Origin of the sequence: Atrimonas thermophila (assembly GCF_045864955.1) — a bacterium.
GTDB lineage: Bacteria > Atribacterota > Atribacteria > Atribacterales > Thermatribacteraceae > Thermatribacter > Thermatribacter velox.
This window is the reverse complement of the sequence record NZ_AP028803.1, coordinates 2,024,741-2,044,669: the sequence shown is the minus strand read 5'-3', so window position 1 is coordinate 2,044,669 and position 19,929 is coordinate 2,024,741. Positions and strand designations below refer to the sequence as shown.

Annotated in this window: 21 protein-coding genes; 8 read left to right on the top strand and 13 right to left on the bottom strand. The window is 45.4% G+C overall.

Features of this window, described 5'->3' with window-relative positions; genetic code table 11:
• Positions 1–10: 10 nt before the first annotated feature.
• Both ACKTT1_RS10620 and ACKTT1_RS10615 read right to left on the bottom strand, forming a co-directional pair.
• Positions 11–373, bottom strand: coding sequence for a hypothetical protein (locus ACKTT1_RS10620; RefSeq protein WP_412709549.1), 363 nt, complete (start codon positions 371–373; stop codon positions 11–13).
• 10 nt (positions 374–383) lie between these two features.
• On the bottom strand, positions 384–509 hold the full coding sequence (locus tag ACKTT1_RS10615) for a desulfoferrodoxin FeS4 iron-binding domain-containing protein (protein ID WP_369018378.1): 126 nt from the start codon (positions 507–509) through the stop codon (positions 384–386).
• 82 nt (positions 510–591) lie between these two features.
• Here ACKTT1_RS10615 and ACKTT1_RS10610 point away from each other — a divergent pair, with 82 nt between their 5' ends.
• Positions 592–1,596 (top strand): potassium channel family protein, encoded by a 1,005-nt coding sequence (locus tag ACKTT1_RS10610; RefSeq protein WP_412709548.1) that lies wholly within the window; start codon positions 592–594, stop codon positions 1,594–1,596.
• 17 nt (positions 1,597–1,613) lie between these two features.
• Here the strand turns inward: ACKTT1_RS10610 and sfsA are convergent, their stop codons facing one another.
• The 8 genes from sfsA to ACKTT1_RS10570 all read right to left on the bottom strand — a co-directional run bounded on the left by sfsA (position 1,614) and on the right by ACKTT1_RS10570 (position 11,510).
• On the bottom strand, positions 1,614–2,318 hold the full coding sequence (gene sfsA / locus ACKTT1_RS10605) for a DNA/RNA nuclease SfsA (RefSeq protein WP_412709547.1): 705 nt from the start codon (positions 2,316–2,318) through the stop codon (positions 1,614–1,616).
• A gap of 31 nt (positions 2,319–2,349) precedes the next feature.
• Entirely contained in the window at positions 2,350–3,405 is a 1,056-nt protein-coding gene (locus tag ACKTT1_RS10600; RefSeq protein WP_412709546.1) for a uroporphyrinogen decarboxylase family protein, read from the bottom strand.
• A gap of 103 nt (positions 3,406–3,508) precedes the next feature.
• On the bottom strand, positions 3,509–3,775 hold the full coding sequence (locus ACKTT1_RS10595; RefSeq protein ID WP_369018381.1) for a metal-sensing transcriptional repressor: 267 nt from the start codon (positions 3,773–3,775) through the stop codon (positions 3,509–3,511).
• A complete protein-coding gene (locus ACKTT1_RS10590) occupies positions 3,776–4,174 on the bottom strand; it encodes a secondary thiamine-phosphate synthase enzyme YjbQ (protein WP_369018382.1) in 399 nt (132 codons plus the stop codon). It abuts the gene before it with no gap.
• Between the two features lie 21 nt (positions 4,175–4,195).
• Entirely contained in the window at positions 4,196–6,133 is a 1,938-nt protein-coding gene (locus ACKTT1_RS10585; protein WP_412709545.1) for an ATP-binding protein, read from the bottom strand.
• Positions 6,126–7,205, bottom strand: coding sequence for a hypothetical protein (locus tag ACKTT1_RS10580; RefSeq protein WP_412709544.1), 1,080 nt, complete (start codon positions 7,203–7,205; stop codon positions 6,126–6,128). The genes ACKTT1_RS10585 and ACKTT1_RS10580 overlap by 8 nt, the downstream gene beginning before the upstream one ends.
• On the bottom strand, positions 7,178–10,348 hold the full coding sequence (locus tag ACKTT1_RS10575; protein ID WP_412709543.1) for an AAA family ATPase: 3,171 nt from the start codon (positions 10,346–10,348) through the stop codon (positions 7,178–7,180). Before ACKTT1_RS10575 ends, ACKTT1_RS10580 begins: the two co-directional genes overlap by 28 nt.
• Positions 10,335–11,510 carry an exonuclease SbcCD subunit D gene (locus tag ACKTT1_RS10570; protein WP_412709542.1) on the bottom strand — a complete coding sequence of 392 codons (1,176 nt, stop codon included), beginning with the start codon at positions 11,508–11,510 and terminating at the stop codon, positions 10,335–10,337. The genes ACKTT1_RS10575 and ACKTT1_RS10570 overlap by 14 nt, the downstream gene beginning before the upstream one ends.
• Positions 11,511–11,602: 92 nt before the next feature.
• Between ACKTT1_RS10570 and ACKTT1_RS10565 the strand changes: the two genes are divergently transcribed.
• The gene (locus ACKTT1_RS10565) at positions 11,603–12,712 is read left to right on the top strand and encodes a DUF362 domain-containing protein (RefSeq protein ID WP_412709541.1); all 1,110 of its coding nucleotides are present in this window, start codon (positions 11,603–11,605) and stop codon (positions 12,710–12,712) included.
• A gap of 19 nt (positions 12,713–12,731) precedes the next feature.
• Here the strand turns inward: ACKTT1_RS10565 and ACKTT1_RS10560 are convergent, their stop codons facing one another.
• The 3 genes from ACKTT1_RS10560 to ACKTT1_RS10550 are packed head-to-tail and all read right to left on the bottom strand — an operon-like array spanning position 12,732 to position 16,013.
• Positions 12,732–14,171, bottom strand: a complete 1,440-nt coding sequence (locus tag ACKTT1_RS10560) for an FAD-binding oxidoreductase (protein WP_412709540.1) — start codon at positions 14,169–14,171, stop codon at positions 12,732–12,734.
• Entirely contained in the window at positions 14,158–15,162 is a 1,005-nt protein-coding gene (locus ACKTT1_RS10555; RefSeq protein ID WP_412709539.1) for an electron transfer flavoprotein subunit alpha/FixB family protein, read from the bottom strand. The genes ACKTT1_RS10560 and ACKTT1_RS10555 overlap by 14 nt, the downstream gene beginning before the upstream one ends.
• An 8-nt stretch (positions 15,163–15,170) precedes the next feature.
• Positions 15,171–16,013 (bottom strand): electron transfer flavoprotein subunit beta/FixA family protein, encoded by an 843-nt coding sequence (locus tag ACKTT1_RS10550; protein ID WP_412709538.1) that lies wholly within the window; start codon positions 16,011–16,013, stop codon positions 15,171–15,173.
• A 254-nt stretch (positions 16,014–16,267) separates the two neighbouring features.
• Here ACKTT1_RS10550 and rpmH point away from each other — a divergent pair, with 254 nt between their 5' ends.
• From rpmH to mnmE, 6 genes are read left to right on the top strand one after another with little or no spacing between them, the layout of a single operon-like run.
• Positions 16,268–16,402, top strand: a complete 135-nt coding sequence (gene rpmH / locus ACKTT1_RS10545) for a 50S ribosomal protein L34 (protein WP_369018391.1) — start codon at positions 16,268–16,270, stop codon at positions 16,400–16,402.
• Positions 16,403–16,405: 3 nt separating this feature from the next.
• A complete protein-coding gene (rnpA, locus tag ACKTT1_RS10540; protein ID WP_412709537.1) occupies positions 16,406–16,744 on the top strand; it encodes a ribonuclease P protein component in 339 nt (112 codons plus the stop codon).
• Positions 16,745–16,752: 8 nt separating this feature from the next.
• Positions 16,753–16,974, top strand: coding sequence for a membrane protein insertion efficiency factor YidD (yidD, locus tag ACKTT1_RS10535; protein WP_412709536.1), 222 nt, complete (start codon positions 16,753–16,755; stop codon positions 16,972–16,974).
• A 30-nt stretch (positions 16,975–17,004) separates the two neighbouring features.
• Positions 17,005–17,739, top strand: coding sequence for a YidC/Oxa1 family membrane protein insertase (locus ACKTT1_RS10530; RefSeq protein WP_412709535.1), 735 nt, complete (start codon positions 17,005–17,007; stop codon positions 17,737–17,739).
• Positions 17,723–18,541, top strand: coding sequence for an RNA-binding cell elongation regulator Jag/EloR (gene jag, locus ACKTT1_RS10525; RefSeq protein ID WP_412709534.1), 819 nt, complete (start codon positions 17,723–17,725; stop codon positions 18,539–18,541). The genes ACKTT1_RS10530 and jag overlap by 17 nt, the downstream gene beginning before the upstream one ends.
• Positions 18,525–19,925: a tRNA uridine-5-carboxymethylaminomethyl(34) synthesis GTPase MnmE gene (mnmE, locus tag ACKTT1_RS10520; protein WP_412709533.1), complete on the top strand. Its 1,401-nt coding sequence runs from the start codon at positions 18,525–18,527 to the stop codon at positions 19,923–19,925. The genes jag and mnmE overlap by 17 nt, the downstream gene beginning before the upstream one ends.
• Positions 19,926–19,929 lie beyond the last annotated feature (4 nt).

Sequence of the window (19,929 nt, the reverse complement as noted above, 5' to 3'; positions counted from 1 at the left end):
GCTTTATTCTTCACTCCACCTGGTAAGTGAGGGTTTGTTCTCCAAATTTGCTGCATACTGCTTTAATCTCTATGACATCGCCTTCTTGCGCATCATTTAGAAGATAAAGGGCCTTTTGCTCTGCTTGGGTGAACTGGGATAGGAATACTTGTTCAATGACTACTTTCCCGTTTAACGAAATGGTTAGCGAGTTGATATAGTGGTCACCTCGAGGGTCGCCAACCTGGTGAAGAATGGAGAGTTCCAGTACTTTGGTTTCTGGGTTGAAAACGGCATTGATTCGTGAGGGAGGATGAGCCAGAGCAACTGCCGGGAGCAGCAACAACAGGGCAAGGAATAGACAGAAGGTAAGTAAAAGTTTTTTCCGTTGCATCGTGCTTACCTCACTTTACTTTGGTCATGGGTTGGCCGCAGCAGACCAGTTCTCCACCGCCGACTTCTTTCACCTCAACAACATTGCCACAGATTTCACATCGAAAAACTTCACCTACTTCTTTGACAGGCGGCATCTTGGTTTCACCTCCAGAAGGTTTTATAATTTAAAAAACCTTTTGAGGTTGAAAAAATTCCTGGTTTTGACGGTCGAAAATTGTGGAAAGACAAATCCTTTACATCATTATCCTCGCCATTTCTGTTTTGGTTGCCGGTACAGCAGGATATATCATTATTGAGGGATGGCCTTTACTCGACGCTTTTTATATGACAGTTATCACGCTCACCACGGTCGGTTTTGGAGAGGTTCACCCTCTTTCTGCATCCGGCAAGATTTTTACCATTTTTCTGGTAGGTTCTGGAGTTTTCGTCGTAACCTATTCTATATCTTTTTTGGTCGGTCTTCTTGCCGAGGGGAGAGCTGGTGAATTCTTGCTCAGGAGGCGGGTCAGAATGGAACTGCGAGAAATAGAAGACCACTTTATCGTCTGTGGTTGTGGAGTGGTAGGTTCTGAAGTTGTGGAATACTTTGCGCGGACTCGGGAGAGCTTTGTGGTCATCGAGCGAGACGAATCTAAAATAAAGGAAGTGCTCAAAAATTATCCAGAACTGCTTTTTATGGTTGGTGATGCCACGCGGGAGGATGTGCTGAAAGAAGCAGGGATTGATAGGGCACGGGGCCTTCTGGCTTTGCTGGGAAGCGACGCCGATAATGTTTATACGGTCATTACTGCTCGTTTTATGAACCCTCACCTGCGAATAGTGGCGCGGGCTATTCAACCGGAATCTATCGAAATTCTGAAGCGGGCTGGTGCGGATTACGTAATTTGTCCTCAAAAAATTGGTGGTTTAAGGCTTGCTGCTGCAGCACTGCGTCCCCAGGTCACTTCTTTTTTGGACCTGGTTCTGCGCAGCGAAGCTTTTGATTTGAGTATTGAGGAAGTAACCATTCCCGAAAATTCACCGGTTGCCGGAAAAAGCCTTCGAGAGCTCAATCTTCCAGGGAAAATAGGTTTAATTGTAGTGGCAGTAAAGCCTGGAAATAGGCCAACTTTCGAATTTAATCCTCGGGCGGACACGGTCATCGGAGAAGGAGACATTATCATTGTTTTGGGTAGATTGCAACAATTGGCCGAGCTGCGCAAGATGGTTACCCCTGAGTAATTGTTTGCTTTTCTTGATTAAAGCTTAACTGGCAGGTCCTGATTTTCAAGAAGAATTTGAGGAGGTGAAAATCGGAAAGCAACGCTTTTTATAAGCATTCCGGATTTGAGAGCCTGGATAAAGAGCGTTTTGAGGGCAGGATCTACTGAGTAATTGGGTTGGAAACAGGATACTCCAGGTAATGAGGTTACAAAACACAACAAGGCGCGGTTTTTTTGCTGGGCGTAGCTTATTAATTCCCGGATGTGACGCTTGCCTCTTGATGAAGGGCAATCTGGATATAGTGCTGTATTGCCTTTTTGAAGTAAGGCTCCCTTTAATTCGCACATCCATTTCTCTCCTTCACTTTCCAGTAGAAAGTCGAATCTATTTCCTTTCCACTGTGGGTTGCGTTTCAGCACTTTTGGCTCTTTTAACCAGCGTACCAGATTTCTGGCCAGAGCACTGGAGAAAGCAAGTTCCATCAAATTGGTGTCAAGAAGCGCAAAAGCATTTTTCTTTACTTCTATACCGATGAACCTGCCTTCGGTTTTTGGTGCTTTGCGAGGCAGAAAACAAGCTCTTCTGCCTCGCAAAAGGAGGTCGGTCAATCTGCCAGTGTTGCCAAGCGAAAGCCGTATTGTCCTGGTTTTCCAGATTGCCTCTACCAGGAAGCGATTAATGCGTTTTTGAAAAACACAAAATTCAAGATCTGGTAGTTCCAGACATAAACTATCAAGCATTATTAATTACTTTAATTAACGTTATTCTGATTTATTGGGAATGGATTGCCAGGTCTTTTACCTCCTTTAAAGCTGACAATGTCCATTCTCTACCTGCTTTAAAGAATGCTTCGATATTTTCGAAGGGTACATCCTGGGGGAGGTCGCAACCTGTACTGAGCACAAAGAGAGGGTGTTCGCGCATTGTGTTAAGAAGTTGCAGAGTATCGCTATATATTTTTTGGGGTTTCTCCTGAAGCATTTCAATGGGGCTGATATTTCCTATTAATAAAATGTCTTTACCAACTATCTCTGCTGCTTTTCCAAGGTCAACCATGCTGTCGAGGCTCAATCCGGAAACACCACACTGCGCCATTTCTTTAAGGAGATGGGTAGTATCGCCACAGACGTGAAGCGTTATTTCGAGGTCGTCGAGCACTCCAACCAGCTCTCGGTAAAGCGGAGCCAGATAGTTTCGGAATTGTTGAGGTCCAAAAATAACCGCGGTGGGTTCGAGCACCATCAGGGTATCTGCTCCAGCTTCAGAGAGGGCTTGAGCGTAACGAAGGATGATTCGCTGCGAAAACTGCAAGATTCCTTCAAAGAAGTCAGGTTCAGTTAGGCTTTTAATGGCGATTTCATTAGCACCGGTGAGTAAGCCGGCCAGAGTGAGTGGGCCTATCACAAAAGCCCCCACTGGGCAAGGCAAAGCCACCTTCATGTGGCGCAGGGTTTCAAGATACACCATTACCCGCCCATCGCCCAGGATGTCAATGTTTTCGAATTTTTCCAAATCTTCCAGGCTTTTTACAGGATGCTCCTCTACTGAGGGGGTTTCTTCAAGCGGAAATCTGACCGGCAGACCCAGAGCACTGGCTTCTACTGATAGGTCCATGAGGAAAAACATGGCATCCGGGCGGAAACGGTCATAAAGCCTGCTGAGAGAACGAAATTGGACAATATGATTAAATTGATTTTGTTTTACAGTGGTACCCGTCAGTTGTAAACCGGGATATCCCATCAGAGGAACGACAGGTCTTCTTCCCTCTTCGTAGAAGTGTTGAGCCAGGTTGGTCAAGTTAAACCTTTCTTTTTTTCGATAATTCATTTTTATCACCTTTTAATTAAAAGAATTAATTTTCAGATAAATTATATAACTCTTTTAATTAAAAGTCAACACCAAAAAACTGCCTGGCTCATTACTGAAAAACCTAAAGAATTCTTTCCATGTATCTGAAGACTTCTTCCAGTTCTTTCAACTTGTTTTCAAAGTCACCCTGTTGCAGAGCATTTTTTACGCAGGTTTCTATATGCTTTTTTAAGATGACCGAGTTGGCCCTTTTTAAGAGGGCTATAGTAGCCAGAATTTGTTTGGATATGTCGACACAGTAGGCATTTTCTTCGACCATACGGATAACTGCTTCCAGTTGCCCCCGGGCTGTGTTGAGAAGCTTTAAACTCTGGGCATGCTTGGTCATTCAGGTTCTTACCCCTTTCACGATTACTTTTCGATGGCGAGGTCCGTCAAATTCGGCGAGGAAAATTCCCTGCCAGGTACCCAGGACTAATCTACCTCCTTCCACCACTACCAGAACTGAGGAACCCATCAAAGAAGCTTTTATGTGAGCGGGAGAGTTTCCTTCGAGGTGAGCATAGGATACATTTTCGGGAACCATCCTCTTCAAACCCATTAGAATATCCGCTATGACGTCCGGGTCCGCATTTTCGTTAATGGTTATCCCGCAGGTGGTGTGTGGAACGTAAACTACGCAGAAACCTTCTTCGAGCTTCATTCTACGCACGGCATCCTGAACCTTTCCAGTGATATGAACAAATTCTTCACGAAGATGAGTTTGAACTACAAATTCTTCGTGCATGTTTTAACCTCCCTTCCTGGATTAAGGCAAGAGTTCCTCAAGTCGTTCTTCTGGAGAGCGATCGGTTGGTTGCTTTTCAGTGGAAAAACGTTGTTCCCGGTTTTCTTCGGAAGTTGCCCAGGGAGTTAGCGGAAAACTCACAGTTATGGGAATTCGCAGAAAAGGTTGGTCTATGATGACTTCTCCCGGCAAAAGGGAAGACGCTTTTTCTCGCAGCGCTCCCTGAAGGTGCGCATATTCTTCCTTGCTCAATTCGGCTTGTTTCTGGCGACCCACAATCGTAGTGGCTGCCTGGGTGATGACTCGGTAGTCAACCTGTGAAGCGGTCTGCTCTGCCCCAATAAGCACTACCCGGAAGGACCTCCCACGCTCAGCAACATCCCTGAAGATACTTGCCAGAGCCCCTCCCCCGGTACGAGGAGCATATTTGTTCAGTTCATCGAGGTAGATGAAAACTGGTTCAGGAAGCTCGTCTTTTTCTTTGAGAAACATTATTTCTTTAAGCACAGCACCAACCACGAAAGCTTGGACTCTCTGGTGTAGCTTGGAAATATCAATTACTGTAGTACTGCCTGGATGGTTCCACTGAAGATGGTAATCGGGTTCTGGCACTTTATCAATGGGACCATAGCATTTTTTCTCTATTTTTCTCCAGAGGAGATCTATACCGGTTCTCTGAGCAGTTCTCAGGCGGCGGGCTACTGCCATTATGGTTCGATCTTCGAGTTGTTCTTTTCTGAGTTCCTCGACCAGCGAACTGCTCGTTTCCCCTTCCTCATTAATTTTAAACATCTCAACAAAATCCCTGAAACTGTTGGGAAGACCAAAGTGCCCAAGAATTACTCCAGGGTCTTCACCAGTAACTTCCAGGTAGACCCGTATCAAGTTGCTTTTTGAAAGACCTTCGGTTCGCATTTGCAGTCTTTTTCGATAACATGCTTCTTGCAACTCTTTTTCGGCATCTGCGAGTAGTTTATCGTACCTCGCCCTCAACAAGTCTTCAATGACGGTTACCGCAAGTAAAAAGTTGGGGTTGGCACTCACTTCCTCCACATCAAACATCAAGGATACCAGGTTCAGCTCCACAATATCCAGAATATCCCATCCATAAGCAAGGGTTCCTTTTCTGGTGCGCGAAATGCGTGGAGTCCCCCGGTAATCTTTTGGGGGAACATACACCCGCACATTTTGGAAAGGCTTGGGCTCCACCCCGAAGCGAGAAAACATCTCTTTCCATTCCCGACCCTGACGTTTATTTTCCTGGGCTTTCCATTCTGCGTTCCAGTAGTCAAGAAAGAGAAGACTTTCTCCTTTCACGTTAAAAATCACCGAGCGGCTGTTTTTAAGTTCCCGGGCAAGCGCGCTTTCCAGGGCATTTTTCTCGGCGTAATTCTGAAGCATCCAGAGTAAAAACGTGGCATAGGAGGTTTTGGCAGCTACTCCGGATTGACCACTGATGTTGATGTGTGCCCCATTGTCTCCCAGCAGGTATTTCAAGTCCAGGTAAGCTACTTCACCATTGGAAAGAATCCCAACCGGGATTTCTCTTTTTTCCTTTTTTATGACATCGAAACCCAGGGCAGCGTCGGTTTCTTCAGGATCGATGAGGAAAACCTTTTCTCCGGCTGGAGGGGGCAGAAAAGGAGTAATGGTAACCAGGTCTTCGCCTCGCCAGGTTTGAGCACGGGTAACTGCTACCTGGCAAAGATAGATGGGAGTTCCGCTGAACGTTCCTTCAAAGTAAGCCTCTTCCTGATAACCGGTGGTTATCATGCCGTCCCAGGTGGTGACCACCTCGATGACTACACCGTAAGTTCTAAATTTTTTCTCTCCAAACTGGTAGTCAACCTGAATCAAACTGTCGATACCAGGCACCGGTTGTCCGGAGTTCACTCTTATCCAGAAGCTGTAGGGAGATATTTCTTTCAACCCGGTGACAGTGCCTACCAACTTAGGCATTTTTGACCCTCCATATGAATTTATGACATAAACTTTGAATCCACTGAGGAGCGGAAAAGTACTGGCCCAAGTAGTTTTCAAGGGCTATCATGGGAAAAATATTTTCAGGTAATCTCCGATATGGAAAATCTCGGGTGAGAGAAGGAAGCACAGACGCAATGGAGTTGAAAAACTGCCCCAGCTCTTCTTTTTTACTTTCCAGCTCTTTTTCCCGTAGCACCACTTCTAATCGTACCAAGCCTTTTAGGGGGTAAAGAGGGTTTGCATCAATAAGACGCGTGAAACAGAAAACTCTTACCGTATCCGATTTGTCTCCCAGATAGGCGCTCAGGAAAGGGGTGCGTTTACCGCGGTCAATCCTGAAAAGAAGGTTCATAAAATCCTCGGAAGGTGGTATTTGCAACCTTTGAATTCTTTTTACTAATCCACAAGGTCCCTTTCCACTCTCAAAAAGGTGGGTGTCAAAATGAATGGTACCATCCATTATGATGGGAGCATTTTTGCTAAGTAAAGAATTGACCACCTGTTTTTCCAGTTCCTGCATGGCGTTGAAAACTGCTTGCTGAGCAGTCTCCTGATAGGGAGCGTTGCGTGATTTGCGGCTTGAGGTTTTTACAAAGAAAAAGAGGTTGTCGTCCACTGCAAAGGAAGTTTCCGCTTCTCCCATATCCAGGAAAAGTTCTTCCGGAGTACCAACAACCCTGCGCAAGCGGGGAGGGTTTTGGGGTGAAAACCCCGGCTTAACTCCGCCTTCTTTTGACCATTCCACATATCCGGCAGCTACTTCTGCCAGAAGGAGGACGTAGTTTTTCAGAAACAAGCGGGCGTATATTCGCATCCTGCCGTCCACAAAATACATTTTCTCTGGGATAGAAGCGCTGATTTCTGATTCCCAATTTTTCCATTGCGTTTCATCGGCTTCCCATAAGCCTGACGGGGTGAGAAGCTCCGGTTCCGAGACCATCTCTTCGTGGTGAAAAGCCCCTTCCTCATAAAACCAGTGGTCGAGCTGAACCATATTTTCAGAAAACAGTTCTTCCCAGCTTATAATTCCTCTTCGGTGGTTATCCATGAGGCTTTTCCTCCACTCACGTTAAGGCGAACTGGAAAATAAGTAGCGAAAAGAGGGTCGTGGGTTACTATGCCTACCAGTTTTCCGTCTTTGCCCATATTTAAAATAGCATCCGCTACTAACTCCAGATGTTCTCTATCTAAGGCAGAGAAACCTTCGTCTATGAAGATACAGTTGGCTTCGCTTTTTCCACTTTCATTGCCAAAGCGCACCCGGGAAAGAGCTATGGCTAAAGCAAGAGCAATTAGCGTTTTTTCACCCCCTGAACATTCCCCAGGTGAACGTTCCTGACCTCCAAACAGGTTATCGATGACTGCCAGGGTGGCCTTTCCTCCCTCCATTTTCATGGAAACTGTGTATCTTCCCTGAGAGATGTCAGCAAGGATGGTAGAAGTTTCTTTCTCCAGCTGCTCAAAGAGCAAGCCCAGGAGAAAGTTCTTAAATCCTTTACTTTCCAGAGCTTCTTTCAAAGTTTTGTGAAGGTCTCGTTCCCGGGTGATTTTTTCCAGTTCGGCTTCTAATTGTTCTTTTTCCTGGATTTTTTCCTGCAGATTCTGGATTGCCTGGCGGTTACTACCCAGTTTTTCGTTGGTTGCACGTATTGCTTCTTTTAGTTCGACCAGTTGCGCAGCGATGTTTTGTGCCAATTCCGAAAATCTCGCATGTTCTGTATGAAGTTCCGCTTCGTAGGCTTTTATTTTCGACTCGGTGTCTATGAGTTCTTTTTGGAGATGTTGCAGTTTCCCCTCAAGGTGGACTTTTCGTTCCTGCCAATTGCCGGGCTTCTGGTCTTTAAGACTTTTGAAATAATCTTCACTCCAGCCCAGCCGTCCTATTTCCTCCAGAAAGAGCTTTTCCTGGCTTTTGCTTTGTTGAGCAACTTCCTGAATTTTTTGTTCCAGTTCTTTCAATTCCTGGGTGAGTTCTCGAAGCTTTTCTTCTTGAGCTTTTTTACGTTCTTCCAGTTTGCCTTTCCGGTTTTCCAGGTTGGAGGAACTTTCGAAAAGTTCCTGAATTTTGTTCTGGGTTGTTTCTATGATTTCCTGGGCGTTTTGTTCAATTTCACGATTGGGGTCAAAAGGCAGCTTGTTTTCTTTGAGAATGGAGAAAATAAATTGTCTTTTTTGTCGCAAGTAGGTTTCTTTCTCTGAAAGCTCGCGGGTGATATTCTGGATTTCGCTTTGCAAGTCCCCGATTTGTTTTTTCCAACTTGCAAGATAAGTTGCTGCTTCCTGTAAGTCTTTTGAGACGTTGTGTAGTGTTTCAAAGAGCCCTTCTACTATTTCATTTTTGTGTTTATAAAACCTTTGCAGGGAATTAAAGTCTTTTATCCCCTCTTTGTCAAGCTGATGTTCTTTTAGAACTTCTATCATGTTCTTTCTGATTTCCAGAATTTTTGCCTGCAGATTTTTTAGGTTTTCAATGTCTCTTTCCAGTTGAGCACTTTTTTCTCGCAATTCTTCCTCGATACTCCGCTTTTTCTCTTTCCATTTTTCGAGTTCGCTGCTTACTCTGGTTAGTTCTTCTCGGAAAGCACGATACCGTTTTTCTTCCTCCAGAAAGTCTACCGTAGGTTGCTCAGAAACAGGAGGTGCCGGCTTAACAGTGCCACAGAGGGGGCAGGTTCCGCTTTGCTTCCATTCTTCGTTGAGTTCGTTAACAAGGTAGGTTTTCAGAATCTTGCGATGAGCTTCTTCCATAGTAATTTCTCGTTTTTTCATTTGAGAGAGGGTCTCTTCGATGATTTTGACCCGGTTGAGAGCTTCATCCAGTTCTTGCTTCAAGAGAATTTTTTCTCGTTCCTTTTTGGTTTTTTCTTCTTCCAGGAATTGTTTTTCTCGCTCCAATCCCTTTCTTTCTTCTTCTAAAGCAGCGATACTCTCCAGAGTGTGCTCAATCACTTTGAGCCAGCTTTTCTCAGTTTGGAGCTTTTCCTGGATGGCTTGCGTTTTTTCGCGTAAGCGGAACAGGTCTTTTTCTTTATTATTTATGGCCTGGGAGAGGTCGCCTTCCCGCTTCAGTAGATCCTGGTGTTTTCTTTGCAAGAGAGCAATTTGTGGTTTGAGGGCTCGCGTTTCTTCAAGAGCAGGTTTTACCTTTTCTTGCAGGGTATTGGCAATAAGCTGGTAACGGTCTTTTTCTTGTAAGAGATGAACAAGTTTCTTGGCGCTGGTTTTGATTTCCTGGTCAAGGTTGGCAATGGAACTGTTCAGCTCTTGAATGCGTGATGCTTTCTGGGTGTGTTCTTTTTCCAGCTGGATTAGGTTTTCCTGACAGCGAATTAGTGGTTGGTAGAAGTTAAGGTTTACCTCCAGGGCTTTTTGTATATCGCGATCCAGTTGGGCTCTCGCTTCAGCTTCTTTGATTTCTGCTTTAAGGGTTTCGATTTGCTGACTGAGGCTTCGGCGCTTTTTTTCTTCATCTACAGCTTTTTCTACCAGGCGCTTTCGATGTTCTATGGTTTCTTCCTCTTTTTTGAGTTTTACAATGCTCTTTTCAAGCTCGCTTCTTTCTTTTTGCAAAATTTCAATTTGTTCTTCCAGGTCGGCTTCCTTGAGGAGACGCAATTTATCCAGACGGGGACCGAGATTACCTTCTAAGAAGTCGAGCCGGTTTTTAACTTTCTGGTGTATTGCATCCAGAATATCCAGCCCAAATAAGCTGCTCAGGATGTTAAAGCGCTTGGCGGGCGTAGCTTCAACAAAAGAGAGTGTTTCTCCCTGAGGCAGAAACACCGAAGCCCGGAAAGTGCTGGCATCGAAGCCTATCAGCTTCTGTATTTCTTGATTTACCCGTTCTTCTCCAGAGTGAATGGTTTGCCAGTTTCCTCCCAGCCTTTGTTCTAAGGCGGCACTGCCTCCCTGCTTTCTGGAAAATTCTCTGATGATTCGGTAACTCTCTTTTCCCAACATGAATTCAAATTCCACCCGCAGGGCTTCATTAGGGTGTCCTCGATGAAGCAGTTCCTGTTTGCTGCGTTCAGAGCGCACTCCTTTACCGTAAAGGGCAAAAAAGATTGCTTCCAGTATAGAGGACTTCCCTGCTCCATTGGGGCCAACCATTACAAAAAGGTTGTGTTCAAAATCGAGCTCCAGATTTTCGAGGCCCAGAAAGTTTTTTGCCTTAATGCTAACCGGTCGCATCTCGCTCAACTTCCTCTAAAACTTGATGATAATAGATTTCGAACAACCCTTGCAGTTCTTCGGGGAGATTGTTGCGCTGACAATATTCCTTGAAAAGTTCCGGCATAGTATATTTACTGATTTCCCGCTCTTTTTCTGGCAGGTCCTCTGTTTCGACCTTGCGAGATAAGACTTCCAGTGAGACAATCTGCCAGTTTTCGCCTTCCAGGCTTCTGATTTCGGATATGAATTCCGGAGTTAGTAATTCTTCTTTTATCCTCAGCCGGATGTAGTTACGTTTTCCTTGTGCTCGGCTGGTTATCACTTTTTCCAGGTTATTTATGGTTTCAGTTTCTTCAAGCAAAAGACTGAAAAGCTGTGCAGAGGAGCTAAAATAGTAAGGTCGCACCTCGGGTTTTTGTCCCTCTTTAAATTCTACAATGAGAAAACTTCCTCTTTCGCCCTCTTTCTGGAAAGTGTCGCAAATGAGGGAAGATGGATAATAAATTGGGAAGGGAGCTTTTTCAAAGGGTATCAGGCCATGCAAATGACCAAAAGCTCCATAATCAATGCCTCGGGGTAGTTCGGCAGTTTTTAAGAATATTTCTCGTGCTATGTTGGCTTCCTTATAAAAAGCTAATTCCTCAAGGGTGCAGTGAGCAAGCAAAATGTGCCAGTGCTCCGGATGGTAATGTTGCTGCCATTTTTGGAATATCTCTGCTAACACTTCTGCAACCTCTTCCTGGATGGATTTACCAGGGTATTTTCCAAGATATCTGGAAAGGCTCAAGTACGGTAAAGGATAAATGCATACGCCGAAATCCTCAATGAGTAAGGGGGTAAAGTTTTTAGATACCGTGATGGAGTCTGGGAATATCCCCTGTAGGGCTTCTATCGCATACCAGTCATGGTTCCCCATGACCCAGACCACCTGAGCGTGGCGACTCATCTCGACCAGAACTTCGGTTGCTAAACGAATAGCGTCGCGGGGAGGATTATGATACTGATGAAACAGGTCTCCCGCATGCAGGACGAGATCCACTTTTTCTTCCCGGGCGATTTTCAACATTTCCTGAAGGCACTCTCTTTGCTCTTCGAGGCGGTTAACTCCCTTGAAACCTTTCCAGGAAACAAGCCCCAAGTGCCAGTCTGCGGTGTGCAGGATTTTAAGATTCTTTTTCATAAAAAGTACCTCCTTTTTTATTTTATCACGGCTGTTTGAGGGGGAAAACCTGCTAAAATAAGGTGGGTTGTTAGAGAAAAGGAGGATTTACGGTGGCAGAAGTTTATTTTGTTTCATTACGGGCTCAGGATGAGAAAAGCTCTGTTCTTGAACGAGTAAAGAGAATGACCAAAAAACTTTTGGAAGGGCGTCTTGAGAAGGATGACCTGGTTGCAGTTAAGGTCCACTTTGGAGAACGAGGTAATCACGGCTTTATCAAACCGGTATTTTTGCGCTATATCGTGGAAGCAATTCGGGACCTGGGTGGCAAAGCCTTTTTGACCGATACTAATACCCTGTATACCGGGTTTCGCCATAATGCCTTTGATCACCTGGAGACGGCTTACTTTCACGGTTTTTCTTACCCTTCTGTTTCTGCTCCAGTAATCATTGCTGATGGGTTGCGGGGCAGCGATTTTAAGGAAGTAGAGGTAAATCTCAAACACTTTAAAACGGTAAAGGTGGCCAGTGCTATTCACGAAGCGGACTTTTTACTGGTGGTTACCCATGTTAAAGGTCACATCGAAGCAGGGCTGGGAGGGAGCATCAAGAACGTAGGCATGGGGTGTGCTTCCCGTTCAGGGAAACAACTCCAGCACGGGGAAACCTTTATCCCTTCTCCGGACCAGGAAAAGTGCATTGGTTGTAGGCGTTGTGTGGTGCATTGTCCCGCTGAGGCCCTTTATCTTGATACCAATGGTAAAGCTCGGGTTCTGGTGGAAAAGTGTATCAGCTGTGCAGAATGCGTCATTTACTGCCCTACTGAAGCGATTGGCATTTCGTGGTCGTCTTCAAGTGTTACCCTTCAAGAGCGAATGGTCGAGTATGCCTATGGCGTGATTACAGGTAAAAAGGGTAAGGTAGGTTTTATCAACTTTTTAACTGAAATAAGCCCTGATTGTGACTGTGCTCCCTGGCATGACGCCAGTTTGGTACCAGATATTGGTGTTTTGGGTAGCCATGACATTGTGGCTGTTGACCAGGCTTCTGCGGATCTCGTAAATAGCGCTCCCGGCCTGTTTAATTCGGGCCTTAAGAAAGCACATCAGCCCGGCCAGGATAAATTTAAAGATGTGCACCCTCAAGCCTTGTGGCAAACCCAGATTGACTATGCCTGTGCCCTGGGGTTGGGTGAGAAGAGATACTCGCTGGTTGAGATATAGGTCTCTGTAGCGCATTGGTTCACTCTTTCGGGGTTACCTGCTCCGGGAAAATTTTGCCAGGGTTCAGAATCCCCTTCGGGTCAAACACCTGTTTTATCTTGTGAAGCAAGCGCAATTCAGCAGGTCCGAGGAAAAGGGGAAGATATTCTTTCCTCTTGAGGCCTACTCCGTGTTCACCGGTCAACGCTCCTCCCAACCTTTTTACTTCCTGGTAAAATTTTTTTCGCAACTCTGGTTCCAGTGTTTCCCACCCTGCGCTTTTCAAGGGAGCAAGGGTGACATGAAGATTGCCATCACCAAGATGCCCATAAAAAGGAGCCAGGAGGTTGTTTTCCTTGCTGAGCAATTCTATAAAGCGCACAAAGTCTTGCAGGGCAGCTAAGGGTAAGGAGACATCTTCGTTAATCTCTAAAGGAAGCGTCTGGTGAATGGCTTCGGGAATTGCCCGACGAATTTTCCATATTTCTTCTGCGCTACTGCTTTCGTCGGCCACGAAAACTTCTTGAGCGCCTTCTGCAAGCAGTTTTTCCCCGATAAGACGATAAACGCTGAAGACCTCTTCTTCGCTTTGCCCGTCTATTTCAACCAGGAGATGGCATGGCGCTTCCTGAAAGGGGTAAGTTGAATCACAGTATTGATAAGCAAATTCCAGGCTTTGACGGCTCATTAACTCAATCGCTGCAGGCACAACACCCAGTTCCCCCATTATCAGCCAGGGTGTTCTCAGGGCTGCTTCAATGGAGGAAAAGGGACAGAGCAATACTGCTCTCTCTCGAGGACGAGGAAGCACACGTAGATAAATTTTGGTTACTATGGCCAGGGTTCCCTCAGAACCCACTAAGAGATGTAGAATATCGTAGCCAGTAACATCTTTTTGGGTTTTCCCACCAAAACACAACACTTCTCCCCAGGAGGTTACTATTTCCAGGCCTCGCACATAATGTCCAGTAACACCATATTTGACGGCTTTACCCCCTCCAGCATTTTCAGCAATATTACCCCCGATCTGGCAGGTTTCAAGGCTCATGGGATAGCCAGCGTAGAATAGCCCGAATTCTTTTAGCTTGCGGTTTATTTCGTTGGTGATTACACCTGGTTCCACTACCACGATAAAATTTTCGCAATCTATTTCCAGAATACGATTCATGCGTTCCAGGGAAAGAATCACGCCACCTTGAGCCGGTATGGCTCCTCCGGAGAGCCCGCTGCCTGCCCCCCGGGGGGTAACCGGGATGCTTTTTTCAAAACAATAGCGCATTATTTTTTGAATTTCTTCCACCGTTTTGGGTTTTACCACCACTTCAGGAAGATGTCGCAGGGTTTCGTCTGGAGTTTCATCCTTTGCATAGTTGGTAAGAGCTTCAGAATGGGTTAGTACAAAGGCGTCACCAACCACTTTCCGAAAGAACGCAATATCCTGGTTGTCGATTTTTTTAAACTGTTGATTATGTTGGTTCATGGGTTTCCTCATCAATAACCTCAAGTATGCTGGTGATGATTTCACGGGCATCTCCCACCAGTCCCAGGTCGGCTATCTGGAAGATGGGGGCTTCAGGATCTCGATTGATGGCCACAATCCATTGTGAACCTTGCATTCCGGCAAGGTGCTGAATTGCGCCAGATATGCCCACTGCCAGGTAAAGCGTAGGATTCACGGTTTTTCCACTTAATCCTACCTGTTGGGGGTAATTGGCCAACCCTCGTTCCACCAGTTTTCTGCTGGCTCCAAGTGCTGCGTTCAGCTTTTCAGCCAACTTGGAAAGTAACTCCAGGTTGCTTTTGTTCTTGATTCCTGCTCCTCCACTCACTACTACCTTCGAAGCAGTGAGTTCTTTCTGGTCTCTATGGATAACTATTTCGCTTTCCAGGAACTCTGGCTCTTCGTTTTCGGTGTCCTGATTGATATCTTGAATAATTTCTATTTTTCCTCGACGGGAGGTATCGAGACGGGGAGGAAAAAGATTGGGTCTCACTGAAGCCATTTGAGGGAGGGTTCGAGTTTTGATGGTTGCCAGGATGTTTCCTCCTATGGCAGGGCGAACTTGAACCAGTTTGCCGTCTTCGGAGTCAATATCAAGTGAAGTGCAGTCGGCAGTCAATCCGGTATGCAACTTGGCTGCAAGATACGGTAATATGGTTCTTCCCCAGCTGGTTGCAGCACCAAGGATGATTTCGGGTTTCAGGTCTTTTATCGGAGGCAAAAACACTTTCGCAGATAGATGAGGGAGTAGCATTCCAAATACTTCGTGCACTACGCAGTAAACTCGATCTGCTCCATAGTGGATTGCTCGTTCAAGTTCTTCGGTATTCAACTGGGTTGTTCCCAGAAGGAACAGTACCTCTCCCCCAATTTTCTGGTTTAAGTCCTGGGCAACGCGTAGCATTTCAAAGGAGGCAGTTTCTATTTTCCCCTGAAAGGTTTCTCCCAGAACCAGAATTTTACGCTCCAACCTCATCGTTAAAGCAAGCCCCGCTCTTCGAGGAATTTTTTAAAGGCCAGAGCCATGGTTTTTGGCGATTGGTCTCTTAATAGCGTGCCCTTTCTGGTTACTTGAACTTTTTCCACTTTTTGTACCCGGGTAGGAGAACCTTCAAGACCGACTCTGGAAGTTGCAATGCCCAGCGCAGTAGCGTCCAGTTTCACTATGGGCGTTTCATGGGCTCTGATTTTGTCTTTGAGAGTGGGAACTCGCACTGCATTCTTACCTCGGGAAACGGTTAGCACAAAGGGAGGCCGAGCTTTTATGATTTGCCATCCGCGTTCAATCATTCTTGTAATGTGAAAGGTTTCTTTCTCTACCACGACTTCGGTAACGTAACTGAACACTGGTAAGTCCAAAAAAGCAGCTACTTCAGGTCCTACCTGTCCGGTGTCTCCGTCAATCGCCCTTTCGCCGAACACTATGATGTCCCAGGGACCGAATTTTTGCAGTGTTTTGGATAGGATGTAGGAAGTGGCATACGTATCAGAAGCGGCAAGTCGGGGGTCGCTTATCAGGTAACCAAGCTGACAACCCCAGGCGATTGCGTCTCTCAAAACTCGCTCACTGGAAATTGGTCCCATTGAAAAAGCTGCCATTTCTCCTCCAATCTCTTCTTTTATGAGCCGGGCTATCTGTAAAGCTGCAACGTCCAGTGGATTTATGGTAAGAGGAACACCACTGCGTTCCAGCGTTCCAGTTTCGGGGTTGATACGAGCTTCTCCAATTTCAGGAACCTGCTTTACACAGACTGCAATCCTGCAAGTTTTACTCAAGTTTTGCATTCCCTGGTTAAAGTACTGATTGTTTTTAAATTTCATTCTACCAGATTCACTTCTTTTTTAAAGAAGGCTTTAAGAATACTTGGAAAGATTTTAAGGCAAGTTTTGGTAGTATACCCGGAGAGAAGCGTTACAATGTTCAGTGTATTTTTTGTGACTCCTTATTGGGATGTCAGAATTGCCCTGTTCTGACTGTGGGGAGTAATCATTATTGACTTGACGAGCAGGTTGTCGATATAATTAACCCGCACGATTGTTTCCCCTTGATTCAAAGCAGGAAAGGAGTAGAAAACATGAAAAGAACTTATCAACCTCACAACTTGCCAAGAAAAAGAACTCATGGTTTCAGAGCTCGCATGAAGACAAAGGCGGGACAGGAGGTGCTTAGGAGGAGAAGAAAGAAGGGTCGTAAGCGTCTTACCGTTTAACGGATGGAAACACTGAGGAAGAAAAAGGACTTTGACCGGGTTTTCTGTGAGGGCAGAAAGGTGGATTTGCCACCCATCCGGATGTGGTTTCTCGAAAAAGAGAGTGGGTCTTTGCGAGTATGCTTTGTGGGCAGGAGCAAGAAAGCAGTGCGCCGAAACCGCATTAGGAGAAGGCTTAGAGAAGCTTTCCGGCAGTACTTTTATGACCGTTTTCGAGAAAAACCGGTGGATGTAATATTTTTTAGTGATGAGCGGCTTCTTAGTGAAGATTTTAAAACCATAGTGGAGAAGATGGCGAGGTTACTTGAGGAAAACCTTTGTGGACAAGGAGAATTGCTGTAAGCGTGGGCATGGATCGTAAACTTCTGCTGGTTTTTGATCGGTTGATTGTTTTTTATCAGCGATTTGTTTCACCTCTTTTTCCTCCCAGTTGCCGTTTTGAACCTACCTGTTCTGAATATGCTCGCCAAGCGGTTCAAAAATACGGTTTAGGGAAAGGATTGTGGCTGGCTTTTAAAAGGGTTATCCGCTGCCACCCTTACTCGGCTGGAGGATATGATCCAGTGCCTTAGCACTAATCTAATTAAAAGGTGGTTTTATCTATGTGGTCGCAGATCTGGGATGGTTTGGCTCAAGGAATGGAGTTTATACTCCGTTTCTTTTACAATCTTACCGGTAATTACGGGGTTTCTATCATTTTGCTGACTGTGGTAATCAGGCTGGCTCTGTACCCAGTCATTCATAAACAAAACCTTTCTACCAAAGCGATGCAGGAAATCCAGCCTGAAGTAAAGAAACTGCAGGAAAAGTACAAAAAAGACCCCCAAAAACTCAACCAAGAAATCATGCGTCTTTACAAGGAAAAAGGAGTTAACCCCCTTGGTGGGTGCTTACCCTTACTGATTCAATTACCTTTTCTGTTCGTTCTCTATCGGGTTCTGGTTACCTACGATTATGGACAGGGGTTTTTGTGGCTTCCCAATCTTTCTCAAAGGGACCCCTATTACATTTTGCCACTGGCTATGGGTGCTACGACTTTCTGGCAACAAAAAATTGCAACGCCGGCTATGGGTGGAGAAGCTTCTCAACAGAATCTGCTCATGATGGTGTTTATGCCTCTTTTCCTGGTATTCATTAGCTGGAGCCTGCCTTCGGGTGTTCTGCTTTACTGGTTTGTTTCCAATCTTTTTTATATTTTCCAGCAATATATGGTTGAACTGCAGGTTCGCAAAACCCGTGCACTCGCTTCGGGAAGCTTACCATCTGCCCAAGAAAATTCTTCCTCTCGTTCTGGGGTTTCCAAAAAAGGGGGAAAAAAGCGTGAGAAGAAGCGTTGAGGTGTCTGGAAAAAGCATTGAGGAAATTTTAGAAAGAGCTGCTAACTATTTTGAGATTCCTAAAGAAAAGCTGGAATATGAAATAATTTCTGAAGGTAAGGGTATTTTGAGCATTCTTGCTCCCAGGGCTTTAAAAGTTCGAGTGTGGATTAAAGAAGACAACGAGACTGGCTCTTCTGAGGAGCAGTCCATAGACGAATCTGGGGAGAAGAAAAGTCAGGAGCCAAAGGCAATTGCCGGGGAACCTGAACATTCCGAGCCATCTGAAGTAGACCACTTGCTGCTTAACAAGGCAAGAACCGAGATTGAAACGTTCATAAACGGTCTTTTTGAGAAAATGAAGGTTAATGTTTCTGCTGAGGTAGTAGCTAACAAGGAAAAATTGCTGATTTCAATCGATGGGGAGGACTCTGGACTTTTAATCGGTAAAAAAGGGGAAACCCTGCAAGCTTTTGAGTTGCTTTCCAAAATGTATCTCATCAGAAAGGGTCTTAGAGAGGTTCCCGTTGAAGTTGATGTGGCTAATTATAAAAAAAGAAGAGAAGAAGCATTGCGCAAGTTGGCTAACCGTTTAGCGAAAAAAGTAATTCAGACGGGAAAAAGGATAAAACTGGAACCTATGTTAAACCGGGAAAGACGTATTATTCACGTGGCTCTTAAAGGTCATCCTCAGGTTACCACCTACAGTATAGGTCAAGAGCCGGAAAGACGTGTGGTCATTGACCTTAAGGAACGCTCCAAGGCTAAAAATAGCCGCAAGAAGTCCTCTCGTCGCAACAAAAAGCGTGAACAGGCAAAGTAGTTTCTGTGTTAGTGAAGATACTATTGCTGCCATAGCGACACCCTCTGGTATGGGGGCCATTGGTATTGTCAGGATGAGTGGCCCCCGAGCAATTCCCATAGCTGCTTCCATTTTTAAGACTTATTGTGGAAAAAGACTTGAGGACTTGCAAGCCTTTCATTTTTATCTTGGCAGAATTGTAGACCCCAGCAGCGAGGAAGTTCTGGATGAAGCCTTTATAGTTATCATGCGTGCTCCTCGCAGCTACACCCGTGAAGATGTAGTTGAGTTTCAGGTTCATGGAGGACCTTTGATTCTGCACAAAGTACTCGAGCTTTGTCTTCGTTACGGGGCACGGCTTGCTCGTCCTGGTGAGTTTACTCTGCGCGCGTTTTTAAATGGCCGGATAGATCTTACTCAAGCTGAAGCAGTAGCCCAAATGGTGCAGGCACGCTCTGAAAAGGCTCTTTCTGCTTTTTATCGCGGCTTGAGTGGCCAACTCAGTCAGAAGGTCAAGAGCTGGCAAGACAGACTTTTGCTATGTCAGGCGTATGTTCAAGCCTTTTGCGACTTTGCAGATGCTGTTGAAGGTTCGATTGAAGAACTGATTTGGAAGGAACTCGAAACCCTTGAGAAAGAACTTGCTAAAGAAGTGCAGAAAAGCGAGCGTTTTGCCATCTTTCAAAACGGAATTCTGGTGGTCATTGCAGGTAAACCAAATGTGGGAAAATCCAGCCTCTTCAACCTGATATGCGGTGAGGAACGGGCCATTGTAACCCCCATTCCGGGAACTACTCGTGATGTTCTCGAGGTTTCTCTGACCATAGATGGGGTTCCTTTTCGCTTTGTGGATACGGCGGGTTTCAGAAGTTCACAAGACGTGATAGAAAGAATTGGTTTGCAGAAAGCCGAAGAGTTTCTTGAAAAAGCGGACCTTGTGGTGCTGGTTTTCGATATGGGCCAGCCTCTTGAAGAGGAAGATTTCTCGCTCGTTAAAAAACTTGCTCATAAACGGCGTATTCTGGTCTTGAATAAAAGCGATTTGTCACCTCAAATTAACAAAGAGGATTTGAACAAACTGTGTCCTGAAGAGGAAGTCCTCGAGATTTCAGTTTTGCAGCGCAAAGGAATAGAAAAATTGTTTGAAAGGCTGGTTAACGTTGCGCAACTTAATGTGGACCTTGAAGAAACTCCTCTGTTGGTTACCCAGAGACAGCGTGAAATTCTTGAGGAAGTTTTGAGGATAGTTCAAGAAGCCAGAGGGGCCCTGAAACAGGGTTTATCAATAGACGTGGTGGGTATTCTCCTCGAAGAGGGGTTGCAAACTCTCCGCAGGTTTACTGGAGAAGATGTCGACCAGAAGCTTCTGGACGCGATTTTTTCGAACTTCTGTATTGGAAAATAACTTG

Coding starts and splice junctions, on each gene's coding strand:
- ACKTT1_RS10590 (WP_369018382.1), bottom strand. CDS start 4,174: ATGCACGAAGAATTTGTAGTTCAAACTCATCTTCGTGAAGAATTTGTT.
- rnpA (WP_412709537.1), top strand. CDS start 16,406: ATGGAAACACTGAGGAAGAAAAAGGACTTTGACCGGGTTTTCTGTGAG.
- sfsA (WP_412709547.1), bottom strand. CDS start 2,318: ATGCTTGATAGTTTATGTCTGGAACTACCAGATCTTGAATTTTGTGTT.
- ACKTT1_RS10585 (WP_412709545.1), bottom strand. CDS start 6,133: ATGCCTAAGTTGGTAGGCACTGTCACCGGGTTGAAAGAAATATCTCCC.
- ACKTT1_RS10550 (WP_412709538.1), bottom strand. CDS start 16,013: ATGAAATTTAAAAACAATCAGTACTTTAACCAGGGAATGCAAAACTTG.
- ACKTT1_RS10575 (WP_412709543.1), bottom strand. CDS start 10,348: ATGCGACCGGTTAGCATTAAGGCAAAAAACTTTCTGGGCCTCGAAAAT.
- ACKTT1_RS10570 (WP_412709542.1), bottom strand. CDS start 11,510: ATGAAAAAGAATCTTAAAATCCTGCACACCGCAGACTGGCACTTGGGG.
- ACKTT1_RS10615 (WP_369018378.1), bottom strand. CDS start 509: ATGCCGCCTGTCAAAGAAGTAGGTGAAGTTTTTCGATGTGAAATCTGT.
- ACKTT1_RS10530 (WP_412709535.1), top strand. CDS start 17,005: ATGTGGTCGCAGATCTGGGATGGTTTGGCTCAAGGAATGGAGTTTATA.
- rpmH (WP_369018391.1), top strand. CDS start 16,268: ATGAAAAGAACTTATCAACCTCACAACTTGCCAAGAAAAAGAACTCAT.
- ACKTT1_RS10600 (WP_412709546.1), bottom strand. CDS start 3,405: ATGAATTATCGAAAAAAAGAAAGGTTTAACTTGACCAACCTGGCTCAA.
- ACKTT1_RS10595 (WP_369018381.1), bottom strand. CDS start 3,775: ATGACCAAGCATGCCCAGAGTTTAAAGCTTCTCAACACAGCCCGGGGG.
- ACKTT1_RS10620 (WP_412709549.1), bottom strand. CDS start 373: ATGCAACGGAAAAAACTTTTACTTACCTTCTGTCTATTCCTTGCCCTG.
- ACKTT1_RS10580 (WP_412709544.1), bottom strand. CDS start 7,205: ATGGATAACCACCGAAGAGGAATTATAAGCTGGGAAGAACTGTTTTCT.
- yidD (WP_412709536.1), top strand. CDS start 16,753: ATGGATCGTAAACTTCTGCTGGTTTTTGATCGGTTGATTGTTTTTTAT.
- ACKTT1_RS10560 (WP_412709540.1), bottom strand. CDS start 14,171: ATGAACCAACATAATCAACAGTTTAAAAAAATCGACAACCAGGATATT.